At 70.4% G+C, this 12378-nt stretch carries 14 protein-coding genes and 1 pseudogene; 9 read left to right on the top strand and 6 right to left on the bottom strand.

The features are described from left to right. The first annotated feature begins 103 nt into the window (after positions 1-103). On the top strand, positions 104-562 hold the full coding sequence (locus E1166_RS13570) for a hypothetical protein (protein WP_132338930.1): 459 nt from the start codon (positions 104-106) through the stop codon (positions 560-562). On the opposite strand, the gene E1166_RS13565 is transcribed toward E1166_RS13570, so the two are convergent. The 3 genes and pseudogenes from E1166_RS13565 to E1166_RS31980 form a co-directional block, all read right to left on the bottom strand. After that, complete coding sequence (locus tag E1166_RS13565) at positions 559-1272, bottom strand: thymidine kinase (protein ID WP_132338928.1); 714 nt, start codon at positions 1270-1272, stop codon at positions 559-561. The two genes, E1166_RS13570 and E1166_RS13565, sit on opposite strands and share 4 nt — an antisense overlap. A gap of 51 nt (positions 1273-1323) precedes the next feature. After that, a complete protein-coding gene (locus E1166_RS13560; RefSeq protein ID WP_132338926.1) occupies positions 1324-2706 on the bottom strand; it encodes an MFS transporter in 1383 nt (460 codons plus the stop codon). 25 nt (positions 2707-2731) lie between these two features. Beyond that, positions 2732-2905 (bottom strand): annotated as a pseudogene (locus E1166_RS31980) (glycerophosphodiester phosphodiesterase family protein); the annotation flags it as partial. Positions 2906-3198: 293 nt separating this feature from the next. On the opposite strand from E1166_RS31980, the gene E1166_RS13550 reads away from it, so the two are divergent. From E1166_RS13550 to E1166_RS13525, 6 genes are all read left to right on the top strand, one after another. Beyond that, the gene (locus tag E1166_RS13550) at positions 3199-4143 is read left to right on the top strand and encodes a helix-turn-helix transcriptional regulator (RefSeq protein ID WP_132338924.1); all 945 of its coding nucleotides are present in this window, start codon (positions 3199-3201) and stop codon (positions 4141-4143) included. A gap of 28 nt (positions 4144-4171) precedes the next feature. Then, on the top strand, positions 4172-4921 hold the full coding sequence (locus tag E1166_RS13545; RefSeq protein ID WP_165944330.1) for an SDR family NAD(P)-dependent oxidoreductase: 750 nt from the start codon (positions 4172-4174) through the stop codon (positions 4919-4921). A 126-nt stretch (positions 4922-5047) separates the two neighbouring features. Further along, positions 5048-5371: a hypothetical protein gene (locus tag E1166_RS13540; RefSeq protein ID WP_132338920.1), complete on the top strand. Its 324-nt coding sequence runs from the start codon at positions 5048-5050 to the stop codon at positions 5369-5371. 506 nt (positions 5372-5877) lie between these two features. Next, a complete protein-coding gene (locus E1166_RS13535; RefSeq protein ID WP_243710332.1) occupies positions 5878-6327 on the top strand; it encodes a helix-turn-helix domain-containing protein in 450 nt (149 codons plus the stop codon). Further along, positions 6320-6691, top strand: a complete 372-nt coding sequence (locus E1166_RS13530) for a DUF4180 domain-containing protein (protein WP_132338918.1) — start codon at positions 6320-6322, stop codon at positions 6689-6691. The genes E1166_RS13535 and E1166_RS13530 overlap by 8 nt, the downstream gene beginning before the upstream one ends. A 380-nt stretch (positions 6692-7071) precedes the next feature. Further along, complete coding sequence (locus E1166_RS13525; protein ID WP_132338916.1) at positions 7072-7905, top strand: nitroreductase/quinone reductase family protein; 834 nt, start codon at positions 7072-7074, stop codon at positions 7903-7905. A 27-nt stretch (positions 7906-7932) separates the two neighbouring features. Here E1166_RS13525 and E1166_RS13520 read toward each other — a convergent pair whose 3' ends face one another. Continuing rightward, complete coding sequence (locus E1166_RS13520; RefSeq protein ID WP_132338914.1) at positions 7933-8706, bottom strand: lysophospholipid acyltransferase family protein; 774 nt, start codon at positions 8704-8706, stop codon at positions 7933-7935. Positions 8707-8879: 173 nt separating this feature from the next. On the opposite strand from E1166_RS13520, the gene E1166_RS13515 reads away from it, so the two are divergent. Beyond that, the gene (locus E1166_RS13515; protein ID WP_132338912.1) at positions 8880-10292 is read left to right on the top strand and encodes a cytochrome ubiquinol oxidase subunit I; all 1413 of its coding nucleotides are present in this window, start codon (positions 8880-8882) and stop codon (positions 10290-10292) included. Between the two features lie 13 nt (positions 10293-10305). After that, a complete protein-coding gene (gene cydB, locus E1166_RS13510) occupies positions 10306-11304 on the top strand; it encodes a cytochrome d ubiquinol oxidase subunit II (protein ID WP_132338910.1) in 999 nt (332 codons plus the stop codon). 68 nt (positions 11305-11372) lie between these two features. Here cydB and E1166_RS13505 read toward each other — a convergent pair whose 3' ends face one another. Both E1166_RS13505 and E1166_RS13500 read right to left on the bottom strand, forming a co-directional pair. Then, entirely contained in the window at positions 11373-12050 is a 678-nt protein-coding gene (locus E1166_RS13505; RefSeq protein ID WP_132338908.1) for a hypothetical protein, read from the bottom strand. A gap of 68 nt (positions 12051-12118) precedes the next feature. Further along, positions 12119-12355, bottom strand: a complete 237-nt coding sequence (locus E1166_RS13500) for a redoxin domain-containing protein (RefSeq protein WP_243710337.1) — start codon at positions 12353-12355, stop codon at positions 12119-12121. Positions 12356-12378: the final 23 nt, after the last annotated feature.

Here is a 12378-nt window from a genome sequence, read left to right as displayed (position 1 = left end):
CCTTGTCCCGGGTTGTGCGCCGACGGTAGACGATCGTCGCCGGCGGCGCGACCGGGTCGATGTGCCTGCGGGAGGGTGCGGCGGGCGCATACGGTCGCAGGTGATGGGCGGCGAGCAGGGGTGGATGCGACCGGCGCGGCCACGCCGGCCGGTGCGTGCCGCTGTGCTGTTCGGTGTTCTGGCGGTGGCCCTGTGCCTGATCGGGATGGCCGGGCTGGGCGCGTGGAACGTGCAGGTGGTCACAGGGGCCAGCGGCCCGGTGCGGCAGACCGCCGACGGGTTCCTGCGGGAGTTGTCCGCCGGTGAGATCGAGCGGGCCTACGACCGGCTCTGCGCGCAGGCCCGGGAGAAGTGGAGCGAGATCGGCTTCACCGGCTGGGTGCGTACCCCGCCGGTGGTCGCCGGCTACGAGATCCAGCGCGTGTCGGTGCGGACGAAGGCCGGCCGCCCGGTCGGCGAGGTGGCCGTCCGGTTGACCCGCGAGGGCGGGGCCGGTGAGCAGCGGATCCTGTCGGTGGTCAAGGAGGACGGCGGCTGGCGGGTGTGCGGGGATCCGTTCTAGACGCGCGGGCCGAGGTCACCGGAGCGGTAGTGCCGCCGGCACAGCACCTGGTAGCGCACCTCGGCGGTCTGCACGGTGTCACCGATGACGACCTGCTCGCCCTCGCGGACCACCCGCCCGCCGACGACCCGGGCGTTGAGCAGGCCTTCCCGGCCGCACCAGCACAGCACCTCGACCTGGATACGGGCCACCTCGTCGGCCAGTTCGAACAGCCGCTGCGCGGCGGGGAACAGGCAGGAGCGGAAGTCGGTGGCCAGGCCGAAGGCGTACACGTCGACGTCGAAGCTGTCGACCAGCTCGGCCATCTGCTCGACGTGCGCGACATTGTAGAACGACGCCTCGTCGCAGATGAGGTAGTCGACGCGAACCCCTTCGGCCCAGGTGTCGCGGACCAGGGCACGCAGGTCCAGGGAGTCGGTGACCTCGACGGCGGAGTGGGCCAGGCCGATGCGGCTGGTGACCTGCGGGCCCAGTGACCGGTCGATGCGGGTGGTGACCAGGCCGCGGCGGCCCTGCCGGGCATGGTTGTAGTTCATCTGCAGGGCCATCGTGGACTTGCCGCAGTCCATCGGCCCCCAGAAGAACTTCAGGGCGGCGGCGTGCAGCGGTCGCCCGTCGACGCCCCGCGCGGCAGCGCAGCCGGTGAGGCCCTCGTCCGGTCCCGGTAGCGGGCGGGCCAGGCAGGTCGGGTTGGCGGCGTCGTCGGTCACGTCGGGGCAGCCTAGCCGATCGACCCGCCCCGATCAGGCCGGTGCCGGTGCCTAGAGCACCCGGGGTGGGGTGTTGCCGGCGGCGATGATGGCCCGCCGCATCGGCACGGCGGCCAGCAACGCGAACCCGACCACGAAGAAGATCAGCAGGGAGACCAGACCCACCCGGTAGGAGGCGGTGAGCTGGAACACCAGGCCGAAGGCGAGCGGCCCGAGCCAGCTGGTTCCCTTGTCGCTGATCTCGTAGAAGCCGTAGTACTCGCCCTCCTTGCCGGCGGGAATCAGCTGGCTGAACAGGGACCGGCTCAGCGCCTGACTGCCGCCGAGAACCAGGCCGATCGCGGCGCCGAGAAGCATGAACTGCAGCGGCGCCTCGGCGGGCAGCCGGAACGCGGCGATGATCACAACGGTCCACAGCGCCAGGGACAGCAGCACCGTCTTCCACGCGCCGATCCGCTTGGCCAGGGCGCCGAGCAGCAACGCGCCACCGAAGGCGAGGAACTGCACGAGCAGGATGGTGACGATCAGGGTGCTCTGCTCCAGCCGCAGCTCCTTGGTGCCGTACTGGCTGGCCAGGGCGATGACGGTCTGGATGCCGTCATTGTAGACCAGGAACGCCAGCAGGAAGAACAGCGTCAACGGGTACGCCCTCATCTGGCGTACGGTGCGGCCGAGCTGGCGGAACCCGTCGGCGAGCGGGTTGCCGCCGGCCAGCGCGGCGGTGGTGGGGTGCTCCCGCAGCCAGCGCAACGGCACCAGGGTGAACACCGCCCACCACAGTCCGGCCGACGCGATCGACCACCGCGCCAGGTCGAGGGTGCGTTCCGGCTGCCCGTTGTCCAGGCTTTGCACGGCGACCAGGTTCAGCGCCAGCAGCAGGCCACCGCCGAGGTAGCCCATGGCCCAGCCACGGCTGGAGATGCCGTCGCGGTCGTCCGGACCGCCGAGCCGCGGCAGGAACGAGTTGTAGACCACCACTCCGGCGCCGAAGGCGACGTTCGCGACGACGAACAGCGCCCCGCCGAGCAGGTACCGCTCGCCGGTGACGACCAGCATCGCGGTGGTGGCGCCGGCGCCGGTGAACGCGGCGACGGCCAGCAGCCGCTTCTTGCGCGCGGACCGGTCGGCGATGGCGCCGACGACCGGCAGCACGAACACGGTGAGCAGCACCGACAGCGACACCAGGTACGGGAAGTACGACCCGGCGGCCACCTTGATGCCCAGGGGGTAGACGTGCCCGTCGCAGGTGTCGGCGCCGAGCTCGCAGCCGGCGGCGAGCTCGGTGACCGTGGTCAGGAAGGGGCCGAGGAAGACGGTGATGACGGTTGTGGAGAACGCCGACATCGCCCAGTCGTAGAAGTACCAGCCGGTGCGTTCGCGGCGGGTACTGCCCGGTGGCGGGTTGTCCACCGCAGGGGCAACGGTCTCGGCCATCGGATCCTCCGCCGGGTTCAGGCGGCCAGTGGCCGCGGCTGCGGTAGACGTCGCGCAGCACGCCGACGTGATCGGTCATGATGCCATCCACTGCGAGATCACGTAAGCCGTGCATCTGGGCGGGGTCGTCGATCGTCCAGACGCGCACGCGCACGTGCAGGCCGAGCCGGGGGCAGCAGGCGAGAAACCGGCCGTCGACACCCGGCCCCTGCCACAACGGCGGCACCGAAGGCTTCAACACCGAACGACCAAGCTGGTCAAGCAGCGAATGTACGGACGCGCAGGCTTCGCTCTCCTGCGTCACCGCATCCTGCGTGGCTAACCAGCACCCTCCATCACCACCGAATGTGAGACAGAGCGGAAATCGACACGCTCCCGGACGGCCAATCGGCTGATCCGGTGTGCCCGCGTGTTGACCCTGGCGTGATCGTTCAAGACTTCCAGGTCGTGGCAGCCGTAACGTTCCGCTGAACCTTCGAGCGGGATGTGGGGATGGCCGTGGACGACTTCGCCAGCGCGGTCCTGGTTGCGGCGGCGCGGCGTGCGCTGGCCGAGGAAGGCATCGCGGTCGCGGTCGCCACGCCGGGTGGAGCGCTGGTGCCGCTCGACGCCAAGCGGCGGTTCCTGGCCGACATAGCCCGGGCCCATGGGCTGCTGCCGCTGCTCCGTGTCGGGCGGTACCTACCGCGCCTGCCGCCCGATCCTGCGATTTCAGCGCTGCTGGCCTCGGACAGCCCCGAGGATCTGTTCGAGCGGTGGGGCCGGCTGGAGCGTTTCACTCATTCGCGTCACCGGGTTCTGGTGCGAGAGGCCGGTGCTGCCCGGCTCGTCGCTGAGCACGTCGGGCCGCCTGCGGCTCCTCCAACGCCAGCCGAGGATGCGCTGATTCTCGGCGTACTGACAGGCCTTTTGGCGGCGATCGGCGCGCGCGGAGTCACGGTCCGCCTCGACACAAGCGGCGAGACGGTTGTGTTCACTGACGGCGCCTTCACGGCCCCGCCTCCTGGTCAGGCCACCGCGGTCTGGCACTTCGCCTGGGAATCGTTTCCCAACACGGCAAAAGTGCCTGTACCAGTCGTCGGCCTGGACCCGACACAACAGGCCCGCCACCTGATAGGCAGTGACCTCGCCCGCCGCTGGAGGCTGGCCGGACTCGCGGCCGAATTCGGCCTGTCACCGCGAAGCCTGCAGCGGCGGCTGCTGGCAGAAGGCGGTCTCAGTGGGCTGCTGGGCAGCATCCGCGCGCAGGCCGCCGCGGACCTTCTCATGAACAGCTCACACCCGCTAAGCGTGGTCGGTTTCGCGTGCGGTTATGCCGACCAGCCGCACTTCACCCGCGAATTCAAGCGCCGCACCGCCATGACGCCCGCGGCCTACCGGTCGGCGTTCGCCCGCCGGCCCGCAGCGCAGCCGGCGACGCGACACATCAGCCGCTGATCCAACAATCACCCGAGGGGACGAGGCATTGAAACTGGAAAACCGAACTGTTCTGCTCACCGGCGCCGGGCGTGGCATCGGCCGCGAACTCACCCGCCAACTGATCGCAGCCGGCGCAGAAGTGATAGCCGTCGGACGCGACCGCGACCACCTCGCCGCACTCGTCGCCGACCACGGCAACCGGGTGCATCCCTGGCCCGTCGACCTCACCGACGCCGGCGCGGTCGACGTCCTCGTCAGCGAGGTCACCGTGCGTCACCCCAACCTCTCCGCGGTGATCAACAACGCCGGGGTGCAGACGCTCACCGACCTTCTCCACGACGATGCACAGACACTGAGCCAGACCCTGCGGCGGGAGATCGCCGTCAATCTCGACGCCGTCATCGCGCTCTCCATCGGGCTGCTGCCACACCTGCGCCAGCAGCACTCCGCCGCGATCGTGAATGTCACGTCCGGCCTGGCGCTGGCCCCCAAACGATCGGCGCCGGTGTATTGCGCCACCAAGGCGGCAGTACGGACCTTCACCCGCGGCCTTCGCTATCAATGCCGGACCGCCGCACCGACGGTACGAGTCACCGACGCGGTCATGGCACTGGTCGACACCGACATGACACGCGGACGCGGCCGAGGCAAGATCAGCGCGCGCGCAGCCGCGTCGGAAGTGATCGACGGCATGCGCCGCGGCCGCGACGAGATCTACATCGGCAACGTCAAAGTGCTACGCGCGCTCATGCGGATCTCGCCTGCCCTCGGCTACCGGATTCTGCGCGATGGCTGACCCGACCGGTCGACTCGCCGACGAACCACCGAACACGCGCCGTAAGGATCCTGCTCAGACTAGACCGGCAAGCACACCCGGCCGTGGTTCCTGCCCACCCTCGCCGTCTTCCCGATCAGCGACTTCGTGCTGCCCGGCCTACCCAATCAGCTGCTCCTCATCGTGCTGTCGACGCTGCACCCCCGCCGCTGGTGGAAACTTGTCCCCACCTTCGCCGCCGCCACCGGCCTCGGCGCGCTACTGCTGACAATCGCGGTGCAATCAGCCGGAACTCGGCTGCTTGAGGCCATCGCCGTCGACACCGCCGCCCTACGCGAGGTGGCACACGGCATCGATCGATACGGCCTGTGGATACTCATCGGCCTGTCCCTGCTGCCCAACACACCCGCACAGCCGTACTGGCCTGCGCCCTGGCCGGGCTGTCTCCCTGGGCCGTCGCGTTCGCCGTGACAGCCGCGCGCCTTGTTCCCACCGCCGCTCTCGCGTTTCTCGGCGCAAGGCACCGCACCTTCTTCGCCGCCTCCGTTCGGTCGACCGCGTCCTTGCGGAGGTGGAGTCCAGAGGCGCGAGCGTAAACTGAGTTCGGCGACGACCAACGCCGCCGGACATCCAGAACAGGGGTCCCGCGTCGGCCCGCCCTGCGTTCGCGGTGCAGCGGCGAGCAGATCTTCCTGCCGGCCGTCAACGGCCGCTGGCGTCGCCACCGAGTCGGCGGCGGCGTGCACGTCGGGTTTCCACGTTCCGGTCGCCGAGGCCGACGCCCGGGCGGACGCTTCGGCGGTGTTCTCGTCGCCGTCGGTGGGCGAAGGTCAGCGGCGTGGGGGAGTCGAGGTAGCCGGACCGGGCAGCACGCGAGGCAGTATGCCCTCCTGTCGTGACCGGATGACAACCACTGCCATCACACCACCTCACACAAATTTCCCTATCACTCCTTATCATGCTTCAATGACGGCCTGATGAGTAACGACATGTATTCGGTGGAGCAGGTCGCGGAGCGCCTTGGCCTGCACGTGCGGACCGTGCGCGGCTACATCCGGTCCGGCCGGCTGAAGGCGACACGGATCGGCAAGCAGTACCGCATCGCCCGCGCCGACCTCGACGCCCTGCTCGGTCGTGCGGCCCCCGCCGCCCGAGACGCCGCCCCGGCCCTGGAGGTGGCCAGCATCGTCACGGTCGACGGGATCGACCGGAGCGCCGCCGACCGGCTGTCCACCCTCGTGCTGGCCAGCCTGAACAACCCCCGACCGGCCGCGCGCCCGCTGCGCGCGCAGACCGTCCACGACGAGCAGCGCATGAAAATCGTGCTGATGGGCGACGCGTCCGCCACCGCAGAGGTCCTGCACCTGCTCGACGCCGTGCTCGCCGACGGCACCGGCCTGCTGACCGGAGAGGACGAGAATGCCTGACGTGCTGCAGGACCGGGCCGGGGTGCAGGTCCTGGTCTGCGACCCGGCCGGCCCGCCGGTGGCCACCGAACAGGACGCGCTGGACCTGATCGGCGCGGCGTTCCTCGGGGCGCAGGTGGTGGCGGTGCCGACCGCACGGCTGGACGAGAGCTTCTTCACCCTCGGCACCGGCTTCGCCGGCGAGGTCATGCAGAAGTTCGTCAACTACCGGCTGCGGCTGGCCGTCGTCGGTGACATCTCCCGGCACCTGGCCACCAGCGCCGCCCTGCGCGCCCTGGTCCACGAGTCCAATCGCGCCGAGCACATCTGGTTCGTCCCCGACCTCGACGCCCTCGACGCCCGACTGACCGCCATCGCGTCCTGATCGGTCAGCCAGGCCCGGCCACCGTTGCGGAGCCACCAGGGCCGGGCCTGCTGCGCGGTGCCCGGTGCAGCCGGCGAAGGGTGCGCAGCGAGGTGACCGACGACGGACAGCACGGCGATTGACCGGGGCGCCAACCGGGCGCTACGGTCGACGCCGTGACTGCCGGGTCGGCCATCAGAGGCCATGAGCGGACAGGGCACCCGGCTGGCGCGTGAGCCACGGGTGGGCCCGCGGCCCGCCGACCACCGCCGCTGACCGCTCGTTGCGGGCACCTCACTCTCGCCGTCGCCGACGCACGTCGTCGGCCGCGCCTTCGTTGCCTTCCACACCCACCGCGCCGCCGCGCGGCGCCCCTGCCTTCCCCGGGAGTACCCACACGCATGCCGAACGATTTCAATCACGCTGTCATCGAGGAGTTCCGCGCCAACGCCGGCCGGGTCGGGGGCTGGTTCGAGGGAGCACGCCTGTTGCTGCTCACCACGACCGGGACGCGCACCCGCGCCCCGCACACCACCCCGCTGGGCTACCTGCCCGACGGCGGGCAGCGGATGCTGGTGATCGCCTCCGCCGGCGGCTCCCCGAAGCACCCGCAGTGGTACCACAACCTGCTGGCCGACCCGCTGGTCACCGTCGAGGACGGCGTCTTCACCTACCAGGCCCGCGCCGAGGTCCTGACCGGCGACGACCGGGACCGTGCCTTCGCCCGCGCGGTGCAGGCCGACCCGGGCTGGGCCGAGTACGAACGTCAGGCCGGGCGGAGGCTGCCGGTGGTGGCGCTGTCGCCGCTGCCAGCTCCACCGACGCCGCCGCCCGGCCCGCCCGGGGCCGCGCTGACCGCGGTGCACGACGCGTTCCGACGCGAGCTGGCCCTGATCCGTCAGGAGGTGGCCGCGGCCGGGCCGACGGTCGGCGCGCAGCTGCGGGTGAACTGCCTGAGCCTGTGCGAGGGGCTACGCGGGCACCACGAACGCGAGGACGCCGGCATGTTCCCCTGGCTGGCCGCGCACCGCCCGGATCTCGCCGAGGTGCTGGCCCGCCTGGACGCCGAGCACCAGGCGATGGCGGCGCTGCTGGACGAGCTGCGTACCGTGCTGGCCACCCCGACGGTGGACCGGGAGGTGCTGCGGGACGAGGTGGAGCGCCTCACCGACCAGGTCCAGGCGCATCTGGCGTACGAGGAGGAACACCTGGTGCCGATCCTGAACGCCGGCTGACCGGGCCCCGCCGCCGACCGGCCGGGGTCAGCCCGGCCGGCGGCGGTGGACGCGGCTGGTGTCGACCGGGCGGCTCGGGTCCACGTGGCGGGGCCGCTGCGGCTCGTCGGACCGCAGCGGGACCAGGGTGTCGGTGATCGCGTCGATGATCCGGTCGGTGCCGCGCCGGGCGGCGCCCGGTGCGCCAGGCTCCAGACCGGTCAGGTCGAGGGGGTCACCGAAGCGGACGCGGATCACCGGGCGGCGCAGCATCGCGCGGGCAATGCCCCGCACCATTCCCTTCGGCGCCCGGTAGGGGAGCACCTCGTGGGAGCCCCAGTGGGCGACCGGCACGATCGGGGCGCCGCTGGCGAACGCGAGACGGGCGGTGCCGGTCTTGCCGCGTTCGGGCCACATGCTCGGGTCCAGACCGATGCGTCCCTCGGGGTAGACCAGCACGACCGATCCGGCGGCGATCGCCGCGCAGGCGTCAACCAGGGCCCGGTGCACGGCGGCGGTGCCCCGGTCGACGCGCAGGTGCCCGGTGCGGCGCATGAGCGCGCCGACGACGGGGGCCCGGAACAGGCCGCCGGTGGCCATGAACCGGGGTGCGACGCCGAGGGCGCGGCAGGCCGCGGCCAGCACGATCGGGTCGAACGGGCCGATGTGGTTGGCGGCGAGGATCAGCGGGCCACGGCGCAGGTGCGGCGGCACCTCGCCGGTGACCTCGAGCCGGCCCAGTAGGGCGACGGCGGCGCGGGCGAGGGCCTGGCCGGCCCGCCAGAGCAGCGGCGGCCGCCATGGGGTGGTGGTGGTCTCCATCAGGAGTGGATGATCGCACGCCCGCCGCTTGGGCCGGGAGCAGCCGTGGGCCGTACGGAGGTGATCAAGGTCATGGGTCCCGACCCGTGTCCGGGCCCTGCGCGCCGCCACATCCCCTACGACGGCAAGTAGTATTTACTACGTCTTGTAGTACGAGCCTCAGGGGGTCACCGGTGGACGCGTTGGACGTCGCCCGCTGGCAGTTCGGTGTCACCACCGTCTACCACTTCCTCTTCGTGCCACTCACCATCGGCCTGTCGATCCTGGTGGCGATCCTGCAAACGCTCTGGCACCGCACCGGCAACGAGCGCTACCTCAAACTCACCAGGTTCTACGGCAAACTCTTCCTCATCAACTTCGCCATGGGCGTCGTCACCGGCATCGTGCAGGAATTCCAGTTCGGCATGAACTGGAGCGACTACTCCCGCTTCGTCGGCGACATCTTCGGCGCCCCACTGGCCATCGAAGCCCTCGTCGCCTTCTTCCTCGAATCCACCTTCATCGGCCTGTGGATCTTCGGCTGGGACCGGCTACCCAAACGACTGCACCTGGCCAGCATCTGGGTCGCCGCCATCGGCAGCAACCTCAGCGCCTACTTCATCCTCGCCGCCAACTCCTTCATGCAGAACCCCGTCGGCTACCGGATCAACCCCGACACCGGCCGCGCCGAACTCACCGACTTCCTCGCCGTACTCACCAACAAGGTCGCGCTCATCACCTTCCCGCACACCATCGCCGGCTCCTTCCTCGTCGCCGGCTCCCTGATGCTCACCGTGGGCCTCTGGCACCTCATGCGCAACCGCGACAGCGCCGACACCGACGCCTACCGCTTCGCCACCAGACTCGGCGGCTGGACCGTCATGATCTCCACCGCCCTGGTGCTGATCACCGGCGACATCCAAGGCAAGATCATGACCCAGGTCCAACCCATGAAGATGGCCGCCGCCGAAGGCCTCTACACCACCGAGAGCCCCGCCTCGTTCTCCGTACTCACCATCGGCAGCCTCGACGGCAGCCGCGAAATCTTCGCCATCAAGATCCCCTATCTGCTGTCGTACCTCGGCACCGGCGACCCCAACGGCACCGTGCACGGCATCAACGACCTCCAGGCCCAGTACGCCAGCCAGTACGGCCCCGGCAGCTACACCCCGATCATCCCGGTCACCTACTGGAGCTTCCGCCTCATGATCGGCTTCGGGCTGGCCGCCGCCGCCATCGCGCTGCTCGTCCTCTGGACCCAACGCCAAGGCCGCACCCCCACCAACCGATGGCTGCTCCGCGCCGGCCTCATCCTGCCCATCCTGCCCCTGCTCGCCAACTCCTTCGGCTGGATCTTCACCGAGATGGGCCGCCAACCCTGGATCGTCTTCGGCGAAATGCTCACCCGCGACGGCGTCTCCCGCAGCGTCTCCCTGACCGAGGTACTGACCTCCTTCACCGCCTTCACCCTCGTCTACGCCACCCTCGCCGTCATCGAGTGCAAACTGCTGATCCGCTACGCCCGCGCCGGCGTCCCCGACCTCACCCCCACACCCGAACCCGACGACACCGACGACACCGAACGCCCCCTCGCCTTCGCCTACTGACCCGGAGCCCACCGTGGACCTGACCACCATCTGGTTTCTCCTCGTGGCCGTACTCTTCACCGGCTACTTCATCCTCGAAGGCTTCGACTTCGGCGTCGGCATGCTGCTGCCCGTCCTCGGCCGCGACGACCGGGAACGCCGCGTCCTCATCAACACCATCGGCCCCGTCTGGGACGGCAACGAAGTCTGGCTGATCACCGCCGGCGGCGCCATGTTCGCCGCCTTCCCCGAGTGGTACGCCACCCTCTTCTCCGGCTTCTACCTACCCCTGCTGCTGATCCTGCTCGCCCTCATCGCCCGCGGCGTCGCCTTCGAATACCGGCACAAGCGCCCCGAAGCCACCTGGAAGCGCCGCTGGGACACCGCCATCTTCTGCGGCTCCCTCCTACCGGCGATCCTGTGGGGCGTCGCCTTCGCCAACATCCTGCGCGGCGTACCCCTCGACGCCGACCACGAATACGTCGGCGGCCTGCTCAACCTGCTCAACCCGTACGCCCTGCTCGGCGCAGCGACCACCGCGGCGCTGTTCGGAACCCACGGCGCCCTGTTCATCGCCCTCAAGACCACCGGCGACATCCGCCACCGCGCCGGCGCCCTCGCCGTGAAGCTCGGCCTCGCCACCACGGTCGCCACGGCCGCGTTCCTGACCTGGACGCTCACCATCCGCGCCAGCGCCGCCGCCGTCGTGCTCGCCCTCGGCGCCACCCTCGCCCTGCTCGGCGCGCTCGCCGCCGCCCGGGTACGCCGCGAAGGCTGGGCCTTCACCGGCACCGCCCTGGCCATCGGCCTGACCGTCGCCACCCTGTTCGCCGCACTGTTTCCCAACGTGCTGCCCTCCACCGGAGACCCCGCCGGCACCCTGACCGCCACCAACGCCGCCTCCACCCCCTACACCCTGAAGATCATGACCTGGGTGGCGGTCGTGTTCACCCCCGTCGTCCTGGCCTACCAGGGCTGGACCTACTGGGTCTTCCGCAAACGCATCGGCGTCGCCAACATCCCCCAACACTGACCCACCCCGAATACGCCGGTGGCGGTGCCCCCACCAGGGACACCGCCACCGCCACGACCAACAACCACTCACCCCGCCTCGCGCAACTCCGCCAACCGCGCCTCGATCTCGGCCAACTCCGCCCGCAACTTCTCCGCCTGCTGCTCGGCCTCGGCCCGCTCCGCCGCCAGGATCTGCTCCACCGCCTCCTGCACCCCCGGCACATCCACCAACGCCACCATCCGCAACGCCTCCGCCGGCTTCACCACATACGGCTTCGCCAACGCCTTCGCCCCCTGCTGCGCCGCCACCGTCCACTCACCCTCGGCATAGGCCAACGTAACCGTCAAACCCGCCGGGCCCTTCGGCTTGGCCACCTTCACCGCCCGCCGCGCCGCCGGCTTCGCCTCCACCGGCACCACCGGCTTCGGCTCCTCCCGACGCGGCACCGGCGGCGTGTCCAACACGAACTCCGGCTCCACCGCCGCCACCTGCACCGCCGGCTCCGGCTTCGCCTCCACCACCCGGCGACCCGTCCCCTTCGGCGCGAGGGCCACATCGGCGGGGGAGAACGGCAACTCGTCCCGACCGAACCGCACCACCACGAACTCGTCGGAAACCGCCGGATCGGTCAACTCCACCACCTGACCCACCTGCCCGGCGACCTGACCCGCCGACGCGGTGAACACCACCTTGGGCCTGCGACCCGCCGCCAACGCCTCCCGGATGCCCCGCACCTCGTCATCGGACAAACCCTGGCCCGCCATCACAGCCCTCTTCCGTACACGTGTCTGAGTCCCGCCCTTGATACCAGCCGACTGCGACAGAGAAAAGATCAGCCCCCGAGAACCCGCAACGCCTCATCGGCATGACCATTCATGTCCAACTCACTGTGGACCACCGCGAGAACCCGACGGTCCGACCCGATCACAAACGTCATCCGCCGCGTACTCAACGGCCCCAACGGCAACCGCCGCCGCACCCCGAACGCCTCGGCCACCCGCCCGTCGACATCCGACAACAACGGAAAGTCAAACCCGTGCCGCCGGGAAAACTCCGCCTGCCTGGCCACCGGATCCCGGCTCACACCCACCC

Origin of the sequence: Micromonospora sp. KC213 (assembly GCF_004348325.1) — a bacterium.
Classification (GTDB): Bacteria; Actinomycetota; Actinomycetes; order Mycobacteriales; family Micromonosporaceae; genus Micromonospora.
The sequence above is the reverse complement of the archived record's forward strand: the minus strand, read 5'-3'. Positions and strand labels throughout refer to the sequence as shown.